The organism is Jatrophihabitans sp. sgz311053 (assembly GCF_056135305.1).
Genome location: NZ_JBWAXP010000001.1, coordinates 597,852 through 619,412, shown reverse-complemented (window position 1 = coordinate 619,412; position 21,561 = coordinate 597,852). Strand labels below are relative to the sequence as shown.

At 71.1% G+C, this 21,561-nt stretch carries 16 protein-coding genes; 6 read left to right on the top strand and 10 right to left on the bottom strand.

Annotated elements, in window-relative coordinates; genetic code table 11:
• Nucleotides 1–26: 26 nt before the first annotated feature.
• The gene (locus AC0NZQ_RS02585) at nucleotides 27–548 is read right to left on the bottom strand and encodes a DUF4446 family protein (protein WP_474528074.1); all 522 of its coding nucleotides are present in this window, start codon (nucleotides 546–548) and stop codon (nucleotides 27–29) included.
• Between the two features lie 183 nt (nucleotides 549–731).
• On the opposite strand from AC0NZQ_RS02585, the gene hppD reads away from it, so the two are divergent.
• Genes hppD through hisC form a run of 3 tightly spaced genes read left to right on the top strand, consistent with a single transcriptional unit; the run spans nucleotide 732 to nucleotide 4,661 of the window.
• Nucleotides 732–1,925, top strand: coding sequence for a 4-hydroxyphenylpyruvate dioxygenase (gene hppD, locus AC0NZQ_RS02580; RefSeq protein ID WP_474528073.1), 1,194 nt, complete (start codon nucleotides 732–734; stop codon nucleotides 1,923–1,925).
• A 25-nt stretch (nucleotides 1,926–1,950) separates the two neighbouring features.
• Nucleotides 1,951–3,600: a DEAD/DEAH box helicase gene (locus tag AC0NZQ_RS02575; RefSeq protein ID WP_474528072.1), complete on the top strand. Its 1,650-nt coding sequence runs from the start codon at nucleotides 1,951–1,953 to the stop codon at nucleotides 3,598–3,600.
• The gene (gene hisC, locus AC0NZQ_RS02570; protein ID WP_474528071.1) at nucleotides 3,597–4,661 is read left to right on the top strand and encodes a histidinol-phosphate transaminase; all 1,065 of its coding nucleotides are present in this window, start codon (nucleotides 3,597–3,599) and stop codon (nucleotides 4,659–4,661) included. Before AC0NZQ_RS02575 ends, hisC begins: the two co-directional genes overlap by 4 nt.
• 6 nt (nucleotides 4,662–4,667) lie before the next feature.
• On the opposite strand, the gene AC0NZQ_RS02565 is transcribed toward hisC, so the two are convergent.
• Nucleotides 4,668–6,302: a glycosyltransferase 87 family protein gene (locus AC0NZQ_RS02565; protein WP_474528070.1), complete on the bottom strand. Its 1,635-nt coding sequence runs from the start codon at nucleotides 6,300–6,302 to the stop codon at nucleotides 4,668–4,670.
• Nucleotides 6,303–6,408: 106 nt separating this feature from the next.
• Here AC0NZQ_RS02565 and AC0NZQ_RS02560 point away from each other — a divergent pair, with 106 nt between their 5' ends.
• A complete protein-coding gene (locus tag AC0NZQ_RS02560; protein WP_474528069.1) occupies nucleotides 6,409–7,713 on the top strand; it encodes a lipase family protein in 1,305 nt (434 codons plus the stop codon).
• On the opposite strand, the gene AC0NZQ_RS02555 is transcribed toward AC0NZQ_RS02560, so the two are convergent.
• Nucleotides 7,714–9,165, bottom strand: a complete 1,452-nt coding sequence (locus AC0NZQ_RS02555) for an NAD-dependent malic enzyme (RefSeq protein ID WP_474528068.1) — start codon at nucleotides 9,163–9,165, stop codon at nucleotides 7,714–7,716. It lies immediately after the preceding gene.
• 159 nt (nucleotides 9,166–9,324) lie between these two features.
• On the opposite strand from AC0NZQ_RS02555, the gene AC0NZQ_RS02550 reads away from it, so the two are divergent.
• Nucleotides 9,325–14,202: an NAD-glutamate dehydrogenase gene (locus tag AC0NZQ_RS02550; protein ID WP_474528067.1), complete on the top strand. Its 4,878-nt coding sequence runs from the start codon at nucleotides 9,325–9,327 to the stop codon at nucleotides 14,200–14,202.
• 13 nt (nucleotides 14,203–14,215) lie between these two features.
• On the opposite strand, the gene AC0NZQ_RS02545 is transcribed toward AC0NZQ_RS02550, so the two are convergent.
• From AC0NZQ_RS02545 to msrA, 5 genes are all read right to left on the bottom strand, one after another.
• Nucleotides 14,216–14,605, bottom strand: coding sequence for an ATP-binding protein (locus AC0NZQ_RS02545; protein ID WP_474529402.1), 390 nt, complete (start codon nucleotides 14,603–14,605; stop codon nucleotides 14,216–14,218).
• Between the two features lie 128 nt (nucleotides 14,606–14,733).
• Nucleotides 14,734–15,588: a glycerophosphodiester phosphodiesterase gene (locus tag AC0NZQ_RS02540; protein WP_474529401.1), complete on the bottom strand. Its 855-nt coding sequence runs from the start codon at nucleotides 15,586–15,588 to the stop codon at nucleotides 14,734–14,736.
• A 116-nt stretch (nucleotides 15,589–15,704) separates the two neighbouring features.
• Nucleotides 15,705–16,067 (bottom strand): rhodanese-like domain-containing protein, encoded by a 363-nt coding sequence (locus tag AC0NZQ_RS02535; protein WP_474528066.1) that lies wholly within the window; start codon nucleotides 16,065–16,067, stop codon nucleotides 15,705–15,707.
• 22 nt (nucleotides 16,068–16,089) lie between these two features.
• Nucleotides 16,090–16,983, bottom strand: a complete 894-nt coding sequence (locus AC0NZQ_RS02530) for a DNA-formamidopyrimidine glycosylase family protein (protein WP_474528065.1) — start codon at nucleotides 16,981–16,983, stop codon at nucleotides 16,090–16,092.
• 13 nt (nucleotides 16,984–16,996) lie between these two features.
• Nucleotides 16,997–17,647, bottom strand: coding sequence for a peptide-methionine (S)-S-oxide reductase MsrA (gene msrA, locus AC0NZQ_RS02525; protein WP_474528064.1), 651 nt, complete (start codon nucleotides 17,645–17,647; stop codon nucleotides 16,997–16,999).
• 82 nt (nucleotides 17,648–17,729) lie between these two features.
• Between msrA and AC0NZQ_RS02520 the strand changes: the two genes are divergently transcribed.
• Nucleotides 17,730–18,056: a DUF6191 domain-containing protein gene (locus AC0NZQ_RS02520; RefSeq protein WP_474528063.1), complete on the top strand. Its 327-nt coding sequence runs from the start codon at nucleotides 17,730–17,732 to the stop codon at nucleotides 18,054–18,056.
• Between the two features lie 618 nt (nucleotides 18,057–18,674).
• Here AC0NZQ_RS02520 and AC0NZQ_RS02515 read toward each other — a convergent pair.
• Both AC0NZQ_RS02515 and AC0NZQ_RS02510 read right to left on the bottom strand, forming a co-directional pair.
• Entirely contained in the window at nucleotides 18,675–18,968 is a 294-nt protein-coding gene (locus AC0NZQ_RS02515; RefSeq protein ID WP_474528062.1) for a hypothetical protein, read from the bottom strand.
• 64 nt (nucleotides 18,969–19,032) lie between these two features.
• Nucleotides 19,033–21,474: an endonuclease/exonuclease/phosphatase family protein gene (locus AC0NZQ_RS02510; protein ID WP_474528061.1), complete on the bottom strand. Its 2,442-nt coding sequence runs from the start codon at nucleotides 21,472–21,474 to the stop codon at nucleotides 19,033–19,035.
• Between the last annotated feature and the right edge of the window lie 87 nt (nucleotides 21,475–21,561).

The following is a 21,561-nucleotide window of genomic DNA, read 5'->3' as shown; positions in this document are numbered from 1 at the left end:
GCGAGCCTAACGAGCGGCAGGAGCGCTCAGGACGCGCGGCGGGCGAGCAGGCTGCGGCGCTTGGCGAGGGCGGCCGAGACGGCCTGTTGCTCCTCGGGGGAGAGGTCGTGGTCGCTGCGACCGTCCGAGACACCCTTGGCGTAGACGCGGGTGTCGCCGGCCCCGGCGATCGCCGACAGGGTCACGCCGTCACCCTTCTCGTCCAGCAGGGCGAGCGAGAAGGACAGCCGGCCCGACATCTCGCTGAACGCGTCGTAGCGCACGAGCGCGATGTTGCGCAGCGCGCCCGGCGCGTCGCCGGGGCGAGATCCCACGATGGCCTCGATGTGCTCGCGCAGGGACTCCAGCTCGTCGGCGACGACCTCGATCCGCTCGTCGTGCCGCTGCGCCGTCTCCAGCAGCGAGGAGTGGTTGTCCTCGCCGCGGGCGCCGCGCGCCAGCACCCGCGTCGCGCGACGCAGCTTGGCGAGCGTCCGCAGCGCGATGTACGCCGCGACGAGGGCGACGTAGGCGAGGACGAGCGCGAAGACCGCGACATAGGTGGACATCGTCAGCAAGGCTATGGCGGCGAGGTCCCCGGGCGGCGGAGGCGCGCGAGCGTCGCGCCGGAGCCGCACCGAACTGGTCAATATGACCAGTGACGACGGGTCTCTGCTGCACACTATGTGCAACTTGACGGGCTGCCAACCGGCGACTTGCGTGGCCATCGTCCACGGCGCAGGGTTCGTTGCATGACCTCCCTCGACCTCACTCCTGCCGAGCGCGACGCCGACCTCACCCTCGACCGCCTCAAGCAGCTGGTCGGGCTGGTCGACTACGACCAGACACGCGATCCGTTCCCGGTCACCGGCATGGATGCCGTCGTCTTCGTCTCCGGCAACGCCACCCAGAGCGCGCACTACTACCAGCACGCCTTCGGCATGACCCTCGTCGGCTACAGCGGCCCCGAGACCGGCAACCGGGACCACAAGGCCTTCGTGCTGAAGTCCGGCAGCGCGCGCTTCGTGATCATCGGCGCCGTCGACCCCGCCAGCCAGTACGCCGACCACCACCGGCGGCACGGCGACGGCGTCGTCGACCTGGCCCTCGAGGTGCCGGACGTCGACCGCTGCGTCGAGCACGCCCGCGCGCAGGGCGCAACGGTCTTGGAGGAGCCGCACGACGTCAGCGACGAGCACGGCACCATCCGCCGCGCCGCCATCGCAACCTACGGCGAGACCCGCCACACCCTCGTCGACCGCTCGCGCTACCACGGGATCTACCTCCCCGGCTACGTCGCGAAGACCTCCACCATGGTCGGCCCGGACAAGCGCATCTTCCAGGCCGTCGACCACTGCGTCGGCAACGTCGAGCTCGGTCACATGGACGAGTGGGTCGACTTCTACAACCGCGTCATGGGCTTCGTGAACATGGCCGAGTTCGTCGGCGACGACATCGCCACCGAGTACTCCGCGCTGATGAGCAAGGTGGTCGCGAACGGCAACCACCGGGTGAAGTTCCCGCTGAACGAGCCGGCGCTGGGCAAGAAGCGGTCCCAGATCGACGAGTACCTGGACTTCTACGGCACCGCCGGCTGCCAGCACATCGCCATCGCGACCAACGACATCCTGCGGGCCGTCGACGAGATGACCGCGCGTGGCGTCGAGTTCCTCGCCACGCCCGACTCCTACTACGACGACCCCGAGCTCCGAGCGCGCATCGGCGAGGTCCGGGTGCCGGTCGAGCAGCTCAAGGCCCGCGGCATCCTGGTCGACCGCGACGAGGACGGCTACCTGCTGCAGATCTTCACCCGTCCGGTGGGGGACCGGCCGACCGTCTTCTTCGAGCTCATCGAGCGGCACGGCTCGCTCGGCTTCGGCAAGGGCAACTTCAAGGCGCTCTTCGAGGCGATCGAGCGCGAGCAGGACGCCCGCGGCAACCTCTAGCCCCGACTTCTGGGACCCTGGAGCGGTGACAACCTTCGCCGATCTCGAGCTGCGGCCCGAACTCCACCAGGCCCTCGACTCGCTCGGGTACGAGGAGCCCACGCCGATCCAGTCCGCGACGATCCCGGCGCTGCTCAGCGGCCGGGACGTCGTCGGCCAGGCTGCAACCGGCACCGGCAAGACGGCGGCCTTCGCGCTGCCGCTGCTGCAGCGCCTCGAGCCGGGCGGCACCTCGCCGCAGGCGCTGGTGCTGGCGCCGACGCGGGAGCTCGCGATCCAGGTCGCCGAGGCGACGCAGCGGTACGGCAAGCAGCTGGGCGCGCGGGTCCTGGCCGTCTACGGCGGCCAGCCGATCCCGCACCAGATGCGCGCGCTCAGCGCAGGCGTGGACGTCGTCGTCGCCACCCCCGGCCGTGCCCTCGACCATCTCTCCCGCGGCACCCTGGACCTGTCGGCGATGCGGACCGTCGTCCTGGACGAGGCCGACGAGATGCTCGACATGGGCTTCGCCGAGGACATCGAGGCGATCATGGCGGCCGTCCCGGAGGAGCGGCAGACCGTCCTCTTCTCGGCGACCCTGCCGGCGCGCATCAACGGCCTGGTCAAGCGGTACCTGCACAACCCCGAGAAGATCAAGATCGAGCGCAGCGCCGCCTCGGGGGAGAGCGCGAGCGTCCGCCAGGTCGCCTACCTGGTCCCGCGGCAGCACAAGCCCAACGCGCTCGGCCGCGTCCTCGACATCGAGGCACCCACCGCCGCCGTCGTCTTCTGCCGCACCCGTGACGAGGTGGACACCCTCGGCGCGACGCTCGCGGCGCGCGGTTACCGCGCCGAGGCGTTGCACGGCGGCATGACCCAGGACCAGCGCGACCGCGTCATGGCCAAGATCCGTAACCGCACCGCCGAGGTGCTGGTGGCGACCGACGTCGCCGCCCGCGGACTGGACATCGACCACCTCACCCACGTCGTCAACTACGACCTGCCGTCGGCGGCGGACACGTACGTCCACCGCATCGGCCGGGTCGGCCGGGCCGGACGTGAGGGCACCGCGATCACCCTCGTCGAGCCGCGGCAGCACCGGCTGCTGAAGACGATCGAGAAGATCACCAAGTCGCGGATCGCCGTCGAGACGCTGCCGACCGTCGCCGACCTGCGGGCCCGGCGCCTGGAGCTGACCCGTGGCGCCATCGCCGAGCTGCTCCGCGAGGACGACTACGAGCAGTACCGGGTGGTCGTCGACGCCCTCAGCGACGAGTACGACATCGTCCAGATCGCCCTGGCCGCGGTGAAGCTGGCTCACGAGTCCGGCATCGCCGGCCCGGACGAGGACGACATCCCCGAGGTCGCCACCCCGAAGGACGACGCCGGTAAGGCGGCGCGGCCGCCGAAGAAGACCTCCGGCGACTCCGTCACGATCTTCGTCAGCCTGGGCCATGCCGCCAAGATCCGCCCGCAGGATCTCGTCGGCGCCATCGCCAACGAGACCAGCGTCTCGGGTCGGCAGATCGGCGCCATCGAGATCACCCACAAGTTCTCCACCGTCGAGATTCCGGCCGCTGCGGAGGCCGAGGTCGTGGCGAAGCTGCAAGCCACGTTGATCAAGGGACGCAAGGCGCGCGTCGAGCGGTACAAGCCGCCGTCGGAGCGCCCGGTCAAGAAGGGCAAGAAGTCGTGACGCTCCGCCCCGTGCTCTCCACCCTCCCGGCCTACGTGCCCGGACGCACCGTCCCCGGTGCGATCAAGCTCGCGAGCAACGAGAGCTCCTACCCGCCCCTTCCGCACGTCGTCGAGCGCATCGCCGCCGTCGCCGCGGGTGCCAATCGCTATCCCGACAACGCGGCCACCGAGCTGACGAACGCGCTCGCCGCGCATCTCGGCGTCGCCGCCGACCGCGTCGCCGTCGGGTGTGGTTCGGTGTCGTTGTGCACGCAGCTGGTGCAGGCCGTTGCCGATGCCGACGAGGAGGTCATGTACGCCTGGCGCTCGTTCGAGGCGTATCCGATCATCACTGCCGTCAGCGGCGCCTCGTCGGTCCAGGTGGGGCTCACCGGGACTCACGTCCATGACCTGGACGAGATGGCGGCGCGGGTCACCGGCAAGACGCGGTTGATCTTCGTCTGCAACCCGAACAACCCGACGGGCACCGTCGTCGGACGCGAGGAGTTGTGCGCTTTTCTGCGCAGAATCCCCGCCGACGTCACCGTCGCCCTGGACGAGGCCTATCGCGAGTTCGTGGACGACGCCGACGTCCCCGACGGGTTGAGCCTGCTCGACGAGTTCCCCAACGCCGTCGTACTACGCACCTTCTCCAAGGCCTACGGCCTCGCCGGGCTGCGCATCGGTTACGCCGTCACGGGGGACCCGGCGCTCGCCACCGCGCTGCGGCAGACGCAGGTGCCGTTCTCGGTGACGTCCGTGGCGCAGGCGGCGGCACTCGCGTCGCTGGAGGCGGACGCCCAGCGGCAGATGCTGGAGCGCGTCGACGAGGTCATGCGGGAGCGGGTGCGGGTCCGGGATGCGCTGCTCGCCGCCGGCTACCAGGTGCCGCCGAGCCAGGCGAACTTCGTCTGGCTGCCGCTGGGCGAGGCCACTGCGCAGTGGTCGGCCGGCTGCGAGGCGCAGGGCGTCATCGTCCGGGCCTTCGCCGGCGCCGGGGCGCGGGTCACGATCAGCTCGCCGGAGGAGAACGACCGCTTCCTCGCCGTGGCCACCGAGCTTGCGCCCCCTCTCGACTGAGCAGCGTCAGCGGGACGCCAGCAGCGGTCCGTCGCACCACGGCGCCGTGGAGGCGCGCTCCGCGGCGGTGGCGCCGGGTGGTGAGACCCGCGGCAGCGGCGTCAGGTCTCGGTACTCGCGACGTTGCCGCGCGGTGATCCGGACGACGCACAACGTGCCCGACCGGGCCAGGACCGGTGCGTTGCCCAGCACCCGTTCGAGCTGCTGGTTCATGGCCACGGTCTCGCCCGCGAGCAGCGCGACGGCATTGCCGGAGAGGAGGTACCGGGCCTCGGATTGCTTCGTGGCCACCGTCCGCGCGAGATCGGACGGGTACCGCCTCGGCAACAGTCGCCAGCCGACATAGTCCACCCGGTTGCGACAGCCGGCGGCCAGGCCGCGGTCGAGCGCGTCCAACTGGATCAGCACCTCGGGGTTGTTGCTCATCACGCACCGCGAGGCCGCGACCGCGCGCTCGAAGCGCGCCGCCGGATAGGGCGCGCTCACCGGATCGCGGGCCGTCGTCAAGGCCAGGACGGCGGCTGCGGCCACGAGTGCGGTCGTCGCGGCCGCCACTCGCCGCAGCGGGCGGCGCGCCACCGCGCGCCGCGACACGGCCGCGGCGACGACGCCGAGTGCGACCCCGAGACAGATGGTCCCCGCCGGCGCCAGGTAGTCGGTGTAGAAGGCGTAGTACGAGGGCGCCGTCAGCAGGACGGTCGCCTGCGCCAGCAGCATGACCGCGAAGGGGCGCGCACTGCGCCGGGTGGCGGTGAGGGCGACGACGACCAGCAGCGTGACGACGGTCCCGATGGCGATGACCAGCGTCACCGCCGGCGTCGGTGGGTGCGAGCGGTTGATGAGCGGGACCCCGCTCAGCTGCGACAGGCGGACCGACGATCCGGTGCCCCGCTTCTCGGGCCGGCCGAGCTGGGCCAGCACGACGGCACGGACCATAGCCCGCGGCGCAGCCAGGAAGAACGGCAGATCGATCAGCGCGACGGCCGTGACGATCCCCGCCGCCACCGGGCGCCACCGCCCCCTGCGCTCGCGGGGGACGAGGGTGAGCAGCACGAAGGCGGCGGGCACGACGTACCAGATCTTCACGCTGACCGCGGCGACGAGGGCGGCGCCGCCGAGGAAGACGACCCGCCGCCGTGCCACGGGCGCGCGGAGCAGGCAGAGCGCGCCGAGCAGCAGCGCGACGTTGCCGAACGGCTCGAGCCGGGCCTGGGTCTCGGCGAGGACAGCTCCGGGGTAGACGGCATAGGCCATGCCCGCCGCCAGTGCCGCCGTCGAGCTGGGGACGAGTTCGCGCACCACCATCACGACCAGGGCCGCGGCCGCCGCGCCGAGGGCCGAGCTGGCGAGGTTCGCGACGGTGTAGCCGACGTGGTCGCTGGTCACGGCGCCGAGCGCCGCGAACGGTGTCAGTGCGACGGTGCTGCCAGGCGGGTGGACGAGGATGAAGTCGCGGTACGGCAAGCGGCCGTGCAGGAGCGCGCTCGCTGCGCTGTAGTAGACGCCGGAGTCGTAGTTGAAGTACCCGCCGTAGCCGCCGCGGCACAGCACCGTCGCGACCCTGGCGCCGAAGGCGACGGCGAAGACGAGGAGGGGGGCCGACGCCGGACGCCATCGCACCGGCCACAGCCCACCCCTCATTCGGCTGAGGCTAGGCACCGGCTGCTGAGCCGGGGCTGGCGTCGTGTCCTATCCCACCCGAGCAGCTCGAGGGGCGGACCTGACCGATTTGTCGTACGGTCCGTCCATGCGTTCACGCCGGATCAGGTCCCTCGTCGCCGCCCTCGGGACCGCCGGTCTCGTCGTCACGCTGGTCTCCGCGCCGGCACCGGTGGCGGCCGCCGACTCCTTCTTCAGCTACACCGGCTCGACGCCGCTGTCGTTCTACGAGCCGGGGACGGTGCTGAAGACGCGGACGCTGAAGTACAGCCTCGACGGCATCAAGCTCCCGCTGGACGTCACTCAGCTGGTCTACCGGACCGCCGACGCGCAGGGGCGTCCGGCCGCCAACGTGACCTCGGTGATCCACACGCCGCTGGCCAGGACCACCAGCCGGCTCGTCGCCTACGGCTCGTTCTACGACTCGCTCAACCCCGAGGACAGTCCGTCGCGGGCCATCGCCGGCGGCAAGACGCTCGGCGGTCAGGCCGCGCACCTCGAGGCCGCCCTCATGTCGTCGTTCCTGCTGCAGGGCTACAGCATCGCGATGGCCGACACCCAGGGGCAGACCGCCGACTTCGCTGCCGGCCCCGAGTACGGCTACACCACGCTGGACTCGATCCGCGCCGTCACGGCGGCCGCCGCCACCACCGGCGTCAGCGCGACGGCGAAGGTCGGCCTGATCGGCTACTCCGGCGGAGCCATCGCCACCAACTGGGCCGCGGCGCTCGCACCGGGTTACGCACCGGAGGTCAACCGCCGTCTCGTCGGCGCGGCCGAGGGCGGCGTGCTGGTGGCTCCCGCGCACAACCTCGGCTACGTCAGCGGCAGCCAGATCTGGGCCGGCGTCGCGCCGATGGCGCTCATCGGTGCGGCCCGCGGCTACGGCGTCGACTTCACGCGGTACCTGAGCGACTACGGCCGCAGCCTGGTCGCCAAGCTGGACAAGGCCTCGATCGTGCAGGTCCTCGGCCAGTACCCGGGGCTCACCTTCGCGAAGCTGGTCAAGCCGCAGTACGCGGACCCGGCGATCATCCCGCCCTTCGTGACCACGGTGAACAAGCTGAACCTCGGCTCCGCGCCGACGCCGACGGTCCCCATGTTCATCGGGCAGGGCAGCAACGGCATCCTCGAGGGCACCAAGGGGCTCGGCAAGGGCGACGGCGTGATGCTTGCCGGCGACGTCCGCTCGCTGGCTCGGCAGTACTGCCGCAGCAACTCCGCCATCAGCTACAGCCAGTACGACCTCACCAGCCACTTCACCAGCATCGCGCTGTGGCTGCCGAGTGCCATCGCCTGGCTCTCCGCGCGCTTCGCCGGCACGTCGGCGCCGTCGAGCTGCGGTCGGATCCCGTCCGGCACCTCGCTCGCGCCGCTCACCCCCGCCGGCTGATCAGCCCGCCGTCACCGGCCCGGCGTCCGTCGGCTTCGCCGCACCGCTCACTGCGGCGGCGACTGCCTTCGGCACGGCCGGGTCGAAGACGGACGGGATGATGTAGGTGGCGTTGAGCTGCTCGTCGGAGACGCAGTGCGCGATCGCGTCGGCGGCCGCCAGCAGCATCTCCATCGACACCTCGTGCGCGCGGGCGTCGAGCAGGCCGCGGAAGACGCCGGGGAAGGCCAGCACGTTGTTGATCTGGTTCGGGTAGTCGCTGCGGCCGGTGGCCAGCACTGTCGCCAGGTGCTGCGCGGCGTCGACATCGACCTCGGGGTCGGGATTGGCCAGCGCGAAGACGACCGAGCGCGGCGCCATCTCGGTGATCCACTCCGCGGCGAGCACACCCGGCCCGCTGACACCGATGAAGACGTCCGCACCCTGCAGCGCGTCGCGCAGCGTCCCGGTCCGACCCGCGGAGTTGGTCATGGCGGCCAGCCGCTGCTTGGCCGGGTTCAGCGAGGGGTCGGTGGGGGCGAGGATGCCCTCGCGGTCCCAGACGAGCACGTTGCGGGCACCGGCGGCGAGCAGCAGCGTGACGATGGCGGTGCCGGCCGCCCCACCGCCGGCCACCACGATCCGCGCCTCGTCCAACGGCCGGTCGACGCAGCGCAGCGCGTTGGTGAGCGCCGCGGTCACCACGATGGCCGTGCCGTGCTGGTCGTCGTGGAAGACCGGGATCGAGAGCACCTCGCGGAGCCGGCGCTCGATCTCGAAGCAGCGCGGCGCGGAGATGTCCTCGAGGTTGATCCCGCCGAAGCCCGGCGCGATGGCCTTGACGACCTGGACGATCTCGTCGGTGTCCTGGGTGTCGAGGCAGATGGGCCAGGCGTCGATGTCAGCGAAGCGCTTGAAGAGCGCCGCCTTGCCCTCCATCACCGGCAGCGCCGCGCCCGGCCCGATGTTGCCGAGGCCGAGGACGGCCGAGCCGTCGGTGACGACGGCGACGGAGTTGCCCTTCACGGTCAGCTTGGCGACGTCCTCGGGGTGCTGCGACAGCGCGAGCGACACCCGGCCCACGCCCGGCGTGTAGGCCATCGACAGGTCGTCGCGGGTCCGCAACGGGACCTTGGAGGAGACCTCGATCTTGCCGCCGAGGTGCAGCAGGAAGGTGCGGTCGCTGACGCGGTGCACCGAGACGCCCTCGACGGCGCGCATCGCCTCGACGATCTCCCCGGCGTGGTCGCCGTTCACGGCCGAGCAGGTGACGTCCACGGTGATCCGGTCGGCGCGCGACTCGCTCACGTCGATGGCGGTGAGCAGCCCGCCCGCGGTCCCGACGGCAGTGGCCAGCTCACCCACCACCGAGGCCGACGGCTCGGCGTAGAGGCGGACGGTGATGCTGTACGACGCCCCGGTGGGTAGCGGGCGACGGGTGTGGGGCGGCGGGGTCTCCGGCGGCGTGCTCATGGCCCAATCTTGCAACGTCGCGCCGACGGGACCTGCTACCCGCGAGTAGCTACGGCGCACCGCGCCGGCCGCCTCCGCATCGACGCCGACCAGTGACAGGATGGGGTCGGACGCCGTCGTGGCGCCCGCATCCACCGTCACAATGGAGTGACTTCGCGCATGACCGACCAGCTCGACCACCACACGGACCCCTCGGCCGACGGGACGACCCCGATAGTGGACAGCGCACCACCGCCCGACGTCGACACCGCGGTCTTCGCGCGGCGATTCCTGGCGCACGCCGGCGCCCAGCTCGCCGGTCGCGACGACGCGGCCCTCGCCGCGCTCGCCGCCGAGGCGTTGACCTTCGGCGCCAGGCGACTGCGCGGCGAGACCCTGCTGCGCGTCCGGGACCTCGACGTCCCCGGTGGCAGCCGGGTGCTCACCGCCGTGGACATCGTCTCCGAGGACGCGCCCTACATCGTCGAGTCGCTCTGGGCCGAGTTGGACCGCGTCGGCTACGGCGCCGAGCGGGTGCTGCACCCGCAGATCGTGGTGACCCGCGACGACGACGGAGTGCTGCGGCAGGTCTTCGACATCGACGACAACGCCCCGGTCCCGGATGGCGCCGTCGTGGAGTCCTGGGTGCACGTAGAGTTCGACCGCGTCCCGGCCGACCAGCACCCGGTCATCGCGGCCAATCTCGAGCGGATCCTCGACGACGTCCTCAATGCGGTGGCCGACGCCCCGCACATGTACAACCTGGTGCGCAAGCTCGCCGACCGCCTCGTCGCCGACCCCGGCCAGTTCGATCGGGAGACGAGCGAGGAGGCCGGTGCCCTGCTGCGGTGGCTGGCCGACGGCAACTTCATGATCCTCGGCCACGCCGAGTTCTCTGCCAACGAGCTGGCCAGCCCCCGTCGCGGCGGCGGCGAGCAGCGGGCCGACGGCGTGCTGCGCGGCGACATCCGGGTCTCGCCGCTGGAGCTGCTGCCCGCGTTCCGCAGCGGCGCGCCGCTGGCCATCTTCAAGTCACCGCTGGTCAGCACGGTGCGACGCCAGGTCCACTATGACTGCGTCACCGTGGTGACGCCGGCCGAGGGCGCCGCCCCGCAGCGCATCCACGTCTTCCTCGGCCTGATCAGCAACGCCGAGGACGGCGTGGTGGGCCGGGTGCCGGTGCTGCGTCGCCGCATCGCCGAGATCCTGCACCGGGCCGCGGTCCGCCCGGACAGCCATTCCGGACGGCGACTGCTCGCCGCGCTGCGGACCCTGCCCCGCGACGAGCTGCTCGAGGCGCCGACCAACGACCTACTGCGGCTGTCCCAGCTGGTCGTCGACCGCGCCGAGAACCGGACCGTCGGTGTCTTCGCCCGCGTCCACCTCAACCGCGACTTCGTCGGCGTGCTGGTGTACTTCCCCGCCGACCGCTTCGGCCCGGAGACCCGGCGCCGCGTCACCGAGGTCATCAGCCGGTACTGGCCCGGCGAGATCATCGGTCGCGACGACCGGATCGTCGAGATGAACCTGGCTCGGATGCATCTGCTCGTCGCGATCCGACCCGGCACCCCGGTGCCCTCGCCGGAGCGGTCGCTGGTCGAGGCCGAGGTCGCGAAGGTGACCCGTGGCTGGGGCGACGACCTGCAGGACCTGCTCGCCATCGCCGTCGGCGACGAGCGTGCCGAGCATCTGCACCGCCGCTACCGCGACCTCATCCCGGAGGCCTACAAGGAGGACTTCCCGGCCTCGGCCGCGGTGCGCGACCTCATCACGCTCGACGGGCTGCCGGCGGAGAACGGCCTCGCCTTCGACCTCTACACCCCCGGCTCGGACGACCCCGCGGACCGCCGCCTCAAGGTGTTCCGGACGGGCACGCCGGTGTCGCTGGCCAAGGCCCTGCCCATCTTCACCCAGATGGGGATCGAGGTCCTGGACGAACGCCCCTACGAGCTGGAGTTCGGCGACGCCCACCGCGTGTGGATCTACGACTTCGGGCTCCGGCTGCCCGCCGGGGTCCGCTTCGACGAGACCCGCGCCCGGCACGTCATCGCCACGATCCGGCTGCTGTGGCGCGAGGAGATCGAGCAGGACGGCTTCAACGGCCTCGTCGTCCGCACCGGGATGACGTGGTGGCAGGTCAACATCCTGCGGCTCTACGCGAAGTACCTGCGGCAGGCCGGGACCACCTTCAGCCAGGGTTACATCGAGCAGGCGCTGCTGGACAACACCGCCATCGCCGAGGCGATCGTCGAGCTCTTCGAGTCGCGCTTCGATCCCGAGCGCGGTGACGAGGCGCCGGTGGCCCATCACGACGACCACGGCCCGGTCGGGCGGGCCGATGTCGTCGAGCAGCTGCTCGGTGAGGTTGCGAGCCTGGACCAGGACCGCATCCTGCGCTCCCTGCTGGGTCTGGTGAACGCCACCCTGCGCACGAACGCCTACCGGACCGACCGGGTGACCGGCGACGACCCGGACATCCACTGCGACGACGACGAGGTCGAGAGCCGTCGCCGCACCGTCATCGCCATCAAGCTGGACCCCCGGCTGGTGCCGGAGCTGCCCCAGCCGCGACCCCGCTACGAGATCTGGGTCCACTCGCCGCGGGTCGAGGGCGTCCACCTGCGTTTCGGTGCGGTGGCCCGCGGTGGACTGCGGTGGTCCGATCGGCGCGAGGACTTCCGCACCGAGATCCTCGGCCTGGTCAAGGCGCAGACGGTGAAGAACGCCGTCATCGTGCCGACCGGAGCCAAGGGCGGCTTCGTGGCCAAGCGGCTGCCCGACCCGGCCGTCGACCGTGACGCGTGGCTGGCCGAGGGCATCTCCTGCTATCGCTCCTTCATCTCCTCGCTGCTGGACGTCACCGACAACTACGTCACCGACCGCGACGGCCAGCAGCAGGTCGTGCCGCCGCCGCAGGTGCGGCGCTACGACGCCGACGACCCGTATCTGGTCGTCGCCGCCGACAAGGGCACCGCCACCTTCAGCGACATCGCCAACGGCATCGCCGAGAACTACGGCTTCTGGCTCGGGGATGCCTTCGCCAGCGGCGGTTCGGTCGGCTACGACCACAAGGCGATGGGCATCACCGCGCGCGGCGCGTGGGAGTCGGTGAAGTACCACTTCCGCGAGATCGGCCTCGACACCCAGAGCCACGACTTCACCGTCGTCGGCGTCGGTGACATGTCCGGTGACGTCTTCGGCAACGGCATGCTGCTCAGCGAGCACATCCGGCTCGTCGCCGCCTTCGACCACCGGCACGTCTTCCTCGACCCGGATCCGGACGCGGCCGCCTCCTTCGCCGAGCGGCGACGCCTCTTCGACCTGCCGCGCTCGTCCTGGGCGGACTACGACGCCACCAAGATCTCCGAGGGTGGCGGCGTCTTCCCGCGGACGGCCAAGTCGATCCCGATCACGCCGCAGGTGTCCCGGGCGCTGGGACTGCCCGAGGGCGTCACCAAGCTCGCGCCGCTGGAGCTGCTGCGGGCCGTGCTGCTCGCCCCCGTGGACCTGCTCTGGAACGGCGGCATCGGCACCTACGTCAAAGCGTCGACCGAGACGCACGCCGACGCCGGCGACAAGGCCAACGACGCGATCCGCGTCAATGGTGATGAGCTGCGCTGCCAGGTCGTGGGTGAGGGCGGCAACCTCGGTTTCACCCAACGGGGCCGCATCGAGTACGCGCGCAACGGTGGCCGCATCAACACCGACGCCATCGACAACTCCGCCGGCGTCGACACCTCCGACCACGAGGTCAACCTGAAGATCCTGCTCAACCGGGCCGTCGTCTCCGGGTCCATCACCGGCGACGAGCGCAACGAGATCCTCGCCGCCGCCACCGAGGACGTCGCCGCGCACGTGCTGCGGGACAACTACGGCCAGAACGTCCTGCTGGGCATGGCGCGCAAGCTCAGCCCGGCGCTGGCCTCGGTGCACCAGCGCTTCATGGCCGAGCTGGAGGCCGCCGGCGAGCTGGACCGTGCGCTGGAGTTCCTCCCCTCCGACGCCGAGATGGCGCGGCGGGAGAGCGAGGGCATCGGACTGCTCTCCCCCGAGAACTCCGTTCTGGTCGCCTACTCCAAGCTGACGCTGACGCAGCACATCGAGGACTCCACCGTCCCGGACGAGCCCTGGTTCCGGCACGCGCTGGACCGTTACTTCCCCGCCTCGATCGCGACCCGCTTCGCCGACGAGCTGCCGCGTCATCCGCTGGCCCGCGAGATCATCACCACCGTCGTCGTCAACGACATGATCAACCGGTGCGGCACGACCTTCGTGCACCGCGCGATCGAGGAGACGGGGGTCGACGCCGCCCAGATCACCCGGGCCTACGCGGTGGTGCGTCAGGTCTTCGACCTCGAGCCGCTGTGGCAGCAGATCGAGGAGCTGGACAACGTCATCCCCACCTCCGCGCAGCACGCCGCCTACGGTGAGATCCGGCGCCTCGTCGACCGCGCCACCCGCTGGCTCGTCGACGCCCGTTTCCCCATCAGCGACGTCGGGGCGGAGATCGAACGGTTCCGGCCGCTGGTGGACATCCTGGGTGCGCACTGCCCGGATCTCATGCGGGGGGTCGAGCGGCAGACGCTCTTCGACGACGCGGCGAAGCTCACCGCGCTGGGCCTCCCCCGTGATCTCGCACTGCGGGTCTCGGAGCTGCTCAGCGCCTTCCTGCTGCTGGACGTGGTCGAGATCGCCCATGCCACCGGGCAGGAGGCCCGCGCCGTGGCCGAGCTGCACTTCGCGCTCTCCGAGCGGCTCAGCGTCGACCAGCTGCTGACCTGCGTCACCAACCTGCCGCGCGACGACCGGTGGTCCACGCTAGCGCGGGCGGCGGCGCGGCACGACGTCTACGCCGCGCTGTCGGCCATCACCACGGCGGTGCTGGAGCAGACCGATCCCGCGGCAACGGTGGACGAGCGCATCGACTCCTGGGCGGACCGCAACACCGAGCGGGTCGAGCGTGCCCGGCAGACGGTGACCTCGGCGCTGACCCGTGACCACGTCGATCTCGCCACGCTGTCGGTGGCGCTGCGGGTGCTGCGGGGTCTGGCCGGCTGACGGGAGACCGCGCTCAGAGGACGCGGCGGACGGGCACCTGCGCCCAGACCTGCTTGCCGTGGGCGAGATCGCGGACGCCCCAGTCGCTGGCCACCGCGGCGACGATGGCCAGCCCGCGGCCGCTGGTCGCGGTGGCGTCGACGCGCTGCAGCTGCGGCCGGTCGGTGCTGCTGTCCTGGACGCGGACGAGGACGAAGGTCCGTTCGCCGGCGTCGGCGAGCTGCCACTCGACGTCGAGGTCGCCGTCGTCCACCACGTGCACCACGGCGTTGCCGACGAGTTCGCTCACGACGAGGGCGACGTCGTCCAGCGAGTCGCGGGTCAGGTCGTGCGCATCCAGGTCGGCGACGATGGCGTGTCGCACCTCGGCCGCGCTGGTGGCGTCGTGGCGCACGCGAAGCATGCCCACGCGACGACTCCTTCGTTGCTGCCCGATCCGGTCGAGAGCAAATGTTCCCCGGCCTCTCGCGTACCAAACGCGGCTGGCACGTCGTCGCGCACCGAGGCGGTCAGCGCGGGCGCGGACGTCGGTCAGGCGGTGGCGGCAGCGACCTGCTCGGCGACATCGCGCGGTCGGTCGGTGATGATGGTGTCGACCCCCAGCCCCAGCACGAAGTCGACGTCGGCGGGCGCGTTGACGGTCCAGACGAAGACCTTGTTGCCACGCTCGTGGGCCCGCCGGACGAAGTCGGGGTCCTCCCGCAGCAGGTGCAGCCCCGGCCCGGCCACGGTGGCACCGGACGGCAGCGAGCCGTCGCGTCGCAGCGGCTGGAACCGTTCCAGCAGCAGCACGGTGGGGACGTCGGGGGCCAGCAGCTTGACCCGCCGAACCGCCGTCGGGGCGAAGCTCATGACCACGACCGGGCTGTCGGGATCCGCCGGCGCGTGGACGGACTCCGGGGGTCCGGGCCGGCCGGCGAGGCCGAAGCGGTCCAGCATCTCGACGAGCGTCTTCTCCACCAGGCCGGCGTAGCGGGTGGGGTGCTTGGTCTCGATCAGCAGTTTCACCTCGCGGCCGGCGTCGCGCACCAGGCCGAGCAGCATCTCCAGCGTGAGCACGCCGCCGCCGTCGATCCGGTCGGGCGTGACGCCCTCGAGATAGGGGTTCGTCGGGTCGCCGAGCAGGTGATCGGCCGACGCCGGCAGCTCCCCGCGCCAGGACGAGAAGTCCAGCCGTTCCAGGGTGTCGAGGTCGAGGTCGCTGACCACGCCGCGACCGTCGGAGGTCCGGTTGACGGTCCGGTCGTGGACGCAGACGAGGTGCCCGTCGCGCGTCATCCGGACGTCGCACTCCAGGGCGTCCGCCCCGCTGGCGACGGCGAGCTCGTAGGCGGCCAGGGTGTGCTCGGCCAGCCGGGCCGAGTCGCCGCGATGGGCGACGATCATCGGCCGGGGCGGCGGTGCCAACGGCGGTCGTCGCGCGTCACGACCCAGCGGTCTCACGGCGACCATCGTGCCGTGGCCGGATGGCCGTGCGGTGACGGCGTGCCGAACGACACGTGCTAGGCGACGGTGGGGGTCAGCCCGTCGTCGGCCTGCATCGGCCGGCCCGCGGCCTCCCAGGCGAGCATGCCCCCCTCGAGGTTGACGGCGTCGTAGCCCTGCTGGCGCAGCCAGGCGGTGACCTGTGCCGAGCGGCCACCCACCTTGCAGGTGACGACCAACCGGGTCTCCGGGGTGATCTCTCCCGGCTCGTAGTGCAGTCGCTGCGGCACCTGGTGCATGGGAATGTGCACCGCCTGCGGCGCACGACCGTGCCGCCACTCCTCGTCCTCGCGGACGTCGAGCAGGACGACGTCGGCGGGCCACTCGGCCGGATCGGTTGGCAGCTGGTCGACCCTGACGGTCGGGATGTCGGCGGGCATCACGGTGTCGAGGGTAGAGCGCTCACTTGATGAGCTTGGAGAGCCGCCGGTCGGCCAGCGTCCGCCCCTCGGTCTGGCAGGTGGGGCAGTACTGGAAGTTGCGGTCGGCGAAGGAGACCTCGCGGATCGTGTCACCGCAGACCGGACACGGCAGGCCCGCCCGGGCATGCACCCGCAGTACGCTGCGCTTCTCGGACTTCAGGGTGGCTGCCTTCTGACCCACCGACCGTTCGACGGCAGCGGTCAGCACCTCGCCGAGCGCCGTGTGCAGCCGGGTGAGTTCCTCGTCGCTCAGCTTGGCGGCGTTCTTGAAGGGCGAGAGCCGGGCCGCGTGCAGGATCTCGTCGGAGTAGGCGTTGCCCACTCCGGCCAGGACGGTCTGATCAGTGAGCGCCCGCTTGAGCTGTGCGCCTTGTGCCCCCATCACGCGGCCGAGGTCGTCACGCGAGATGGTCAGCGCGTCCGGTCCCAGGCGCGCGATGCCGGGCACTTCGAGCGGGTCGCGTACCAGGTAGACGGCCAGTCGTTTCTGGGTGCCGGCCTCGGTGAGGTCGAAGCCGCTCACTGGACCCTCGTCGAACTCCGGCGCCAGATGCAGCCGGAAGGCGATCGGCCCTTTGCCGCCCGGCCGTGGCGGAGCGGCGGGCAGGGACTCGCGCCAGTGCAGCCAGCCGCCGCGGGAGAGGTGGGTGATGAGGTGCAGCACCTCGCCGGCGGCCTCCGAGGCGACGACGAGGTCCAGGAACTTGCCGTGCCGCGCGGCGTCCACGACGAAGGCACCGCCGAGAACCGACAGCGGCGGGTCGAAGGTCTTGACCGCGCTGATCGCCGCCACGTCGGCGCGGACGATCGAGCGCCCCACCGCACGGTCCCGGAGGAACGCGGCCAGCGCTTCGACCTCGGGCAGTTCGGGCACCGGTGATCCCGCCTCAGCCCAGACGCGCGAGGGGGAACTCGACCCCGGTGGTGCTGTGGCAGCGGTAGCCGTTCGGGTTCTTGGCCAGGTATTGCTGGTGGTAGGCCTCGGCGTAGAAGAACTCGCGCAGCGGCGCGATCTCGGTGGTCACCGCGCCGTAGCCCAGCCCGTCGAGGGTCTCGGCGAAGACCGCCTTTGCCTGCTCGGCCAGCTCGCGCTGCCGATCGTCGACGACGTACACGCCCGAGCGGTACTGGGTGCCGACGTCGTTGCCCTGCCGCATCCCCTGCGTCGGGTCGTGCGACTCGAAGAACCGGGCCAGCAGCGTCTGGTAGCTCGTCTGCTCCGGGTCGAAGACAACGAGGACGGCCTCGGTGTGCCCGGTCATCCCCGAGCAGACCTCCTCGTAGTCCGGATGGGCCGTGATGCCGCCGGTGTAGCCGACCGCAGTGATCCAGACGCCCGGCAGCTGCCAGAAGATCTCCTCCACGCCCCAGAAGCAGCCCGCGCCGAAGACCGCCTGCTCGTACCCCTCGGGGAAGGGCGGCTTGAGGGGATTGCCGTTGACGAAGTGGGTGTCCGGCACCGGGAACTCGTAGTGGTCGCGACCGCGCAGCGCGCGTTCGGGCTCGACCAGACGGGTCTTGGGACGGGAGAAGAGCATGCGGTCGAGGCTACGCAGGACGTACGCTCGACGCTATGAGAGGCGTAGGAGACACCGCAGCGGCCAGAGCAGAGGCGCAGCCGTGACGCAATGGGGTCTTGACGTCCTGTTCAACCCGGCCAAGCGGCACATGGACGAGGAGAAGCGTCGGCTGCAGTCGACGCGAGAAGAGGTCGGCGACAACTCCGGCGGTCGGCGCATCGACCTCGAGTCCGGCAAGGTGACGATCCCCAAGCAGGACGAGGGCGACGAGGCCGCGGCTGCTGCGGACGAGACCGCTGACGAGTCGGCTGGTGAGTCGGCTGGCGGCAAGTCTGCCGGGGCGAAGGGTTCGTCCGGCAAGAGCGCCGACGAGCTGACTCCGGCGCAGCTGCGTGCCCTCAAGCGGCGGGGTCGCGAGCCACGCTGAGCGGCGGGGTCGCGAGCCACGCTGAGCGGCGTCTCGTTCGAGCCGCGCTGATTGGCGGTGGGTCTGCGCCGCTCGGTAGCGGCTGCTCGTCGTGCCTGGGGGGCCTGTGGCCAGCCGCGCCGGGCAACGCGGCTGTTGCCGATGCGCACCGCGCTCGGTGCCGGGAACTCTGGTTAACAGCGCAGACCCCCGGTGAGCGGGGGATTCACCGGGGGCCTGCTGCTGGTCCAAGGGTGCACGTTCGGTTGAGCGGGGGATTCAGCCGAGCGTGCGAGCGGACCGGATCGAATGCGTGTCGGTGAGCGGGGGATTCACCGAGCTGCCTCGAGTCGTGCCATCTACGATTTCCTGGGCTTTATGGGGGCCAGTTCCTCGCCGACAAGAACAACAATGCACGTGAGACCCGTGTGAAGTCAAGCTGGTAGGACCGAACTACTGCCCTGTAATTCGGCAGCGCTTACAGAATGTCCCGGTGAATCGGGACACTTGGCACGAAATGGCGGGTCACCCGGTCATGCCGCGCCGATAAGTCCGGCTCGGGACCTCTGGCGGGACCTTCACGGAGCACGTGCCGGGACCTTCGGCGGGCGCAGCAGTCACCAGCAGTGACCGCAGCTGTCACGCATCGTCCGAGGTTGCCGGTTCCCAGCCGCCGCCGTGCACGCGCTGCACCAGATCCGTGAGGACCGGTGCCACGACCTGCGGGAAGCCCCCGATCTGGATCGCGATGCTGAAGCGATCGGTCGTGACGGCACCGTCCGGGTCACCGCCCTCGACCACCATCCGCTCGCTCAGCGTCAGCACCTGGAAGGTCAGCCCCCGCGACTCCAGGAAGGCGGTGACGGCGGCGACCTCGTGCTCGTCGACCGTCTGAACGAACACCTGTCCCTGCACCCAGCCGGTCATGTCCATGCCGGCCATCCTGCCCCGCGGGGCAGGATGGCCGACACCACGGGTGGACCCGGGTAGTGACGCGTCAGGGTCGGAAGTCGACCACCTGGGGGTCGTGATCGCTGGTCTGGTCGCTGTACTCGGCGTTGACGTGGACCACCTGGTAATCGAAGTCCCGGATGGCGGGCGAGACCAGGATGTGGTCGAGCACCTGCGAGACCCCGTTGTAGACGTAGGTGTACTGCTGGTTCGCCGGCAGGGTGGTAATCAGGTCCTTCAGGATGGCCGTCCCGGTGCCGTCGGCCGTCCCCGTGCGCAGCGTCGCCAGCGCCGGACTGAACTGGTAGTCGTTCAGGTCCCCGACCACGACCACCCGCGCGTGCCGATCGGTCTCCAGGATCCGGTGCACGAAGTCGTGGACGACCTGCGCCTGCCCGGAGCGCTGCACCCGCGAGGTCTGCTTCGGGTACTGGAAGCGGCCGTCCGCGCTCTGGTCGCCGCCCTTGGAGTTCCAGTGGTTGGCGACGACGAAGACGGTCTTGCCCTGGAACCGGAACTCGCCCGCCAGCGGCTTGCGGCTGTCCTGCCACACCGGGTTCTGCGGGTCGACGCGCCCCGGCGACAGGGTGAGGGCAGCCTGACCGCGGCTGCGCGTGACGGCGGTGCCGGTGGTGGTGCGGTCGATGCTCGCCGCGCCACGGTCGACAAAGCTGACCCGCTTGGGATCGAAGAGGAACGCGACCCGGATGTTGCCGCCGGGCTGGCCGCCGTCCTGGTCATCGGTCGGGTTCACCTGGCGGTACTGGTACGTCGGCCCGCCCGCGGCCGTGATGGCGGCGATGAGCTTGGCCAGGGTCTGGTCGGCGGCGACGGTGCCGTCGTCGGTGGCACCGCTGTTGTCCTGGATCTCCTCCAGAGCCACGATGTCGGGGCTGGCGAGGTTCGTCACGACGCCCTTGCCGAGGGCGGCGAACTTGGCGTCCGAGTCACCCGGCTTGAGGTTCTCGACGTTGTACGTCGCGATGGAGAGCCGCTTCTTGGTCGCGGGCGTAGCGGTGACCGGGGGCAGGTCGTTGCTGGTCGGGGTGCCGAGCTGGGTCGCCTCGAGGACGTAGCCGCCGAAGGTCGACCAGTCGATCACGCCGACGGTGGCACCGGTGAGCACGTCGCCGACGTTCAGGCCGAGCTTGCGGCCCGCCAGGTCGGCGACCTGCAGTCGTCCGGACGGGATCTTGTTGTCTGCCGGCAGCACGGTGCCACCGCGCGGAGAGCGGAACTGCGAGGGCTTGGTGGTGACGTACTGCTCGCCGTACTGGTTGGACGGGCCGACGATGCGGGCATCGTCCACCTCGACCCGCATGCCCTCGATGGACTCGTAGAAGTCGAGCGCCGAACGGGTGGGGTCCAGCGTGGTCTTCTCGATGTTCTTGCCGCCGAGGTCGGGGGCGTACACGTCGGGCACGGTGGTCGGCGTGATGACCAGCGGCGCCGGCAGCGCGTTGCCGCTGCTGAGCACCTGCACGGTCGGACCGGTGATCTCGGTGACCGACAGGCTGGCGGTGTTGCTCAACGTCTCGCCGCTGCTCAGCGCGTAGTAGTCGCTGACCTTGCCGCTGACGAGCACCGAGTCACCCACCTTCACGGTGGGGGCCGAGCCGGTGTAGATCAGGATGCCCTCGCTGGTGCGGGCGTTGTCGTCCGGCGTCGGGTCCTGGATCCAGAAGCCCTTGCTCGACCCGGTACGCAGCGCGGTCACCACGCCGGGGACGTTGGTGACGGCGTCGCCGTCGCGCGGCGAAATCCACCCCGCACCCTGGATGTCGTGGATGCGCAGCGGACCCGGCTCGCCGGGGGTGCTGCCGCCACCCGAGCCACTCGGCGTCGGCGTGGGAGCGGCACTGGTGAAGTCGGTCGCGTTGTCGTCGGTGTCGGCGGCGCTGCTCCGCTGGGTCGAGGTGGTGTTGCTGGTGGCCGGAGCCGCCGTCCCCTCGCGGACGGCAGCACTGCCCCAGCCGACGAGGTCGACGATGCGGGTGTCGGCGGCGCAGTCGGCGGCGGTCTTGCAGCTCAGCGCCGTGGTGCCGCGGACGAGGGCGACGGTGCCGGCAGTCCCGCCGAGGTTCAGCGTGCCCGTCGCGTCCGGCGTCGGCAGGTTCTCGGTGCCACCGGCGCCGGCCGCCTCACCGACGAGGTACGAACCGCCGGCTGCGATCTGACCGGTCAGCGGGGTGACGCCCCAGCTGGTGCTCGCACCGGGGCTGGCCGAGATGTACTGCACCGAGTACGCGGAGAGGTCGGCCGCGGCGGCCCCGCGATTGCCGAGCTCGATGAAGTCGTTCTTCAGGGTGGCGCCGGAGTTGCCTCCGCCGCCGTAGGCCTCGGTGACGACCAGGCTGGCCGACGGTGCTGCCTGCGCGGCGGTGTCGGGAAGGGCCAGACCGAGGACCAGTCCGGCGACGGCGACGGTCCCGACGACGGGGCCGACGACGAGGCGCCGTGGGTGACGCGACATGAGGGTGGTTCGCACGCTTTCCTCCGGGATCGAGCGGGTTCGAGGCAGTGTGCACCACGCGGGTGACATTCTCGCGAGCTGCGCTCGACAGGCAGGGGTCGC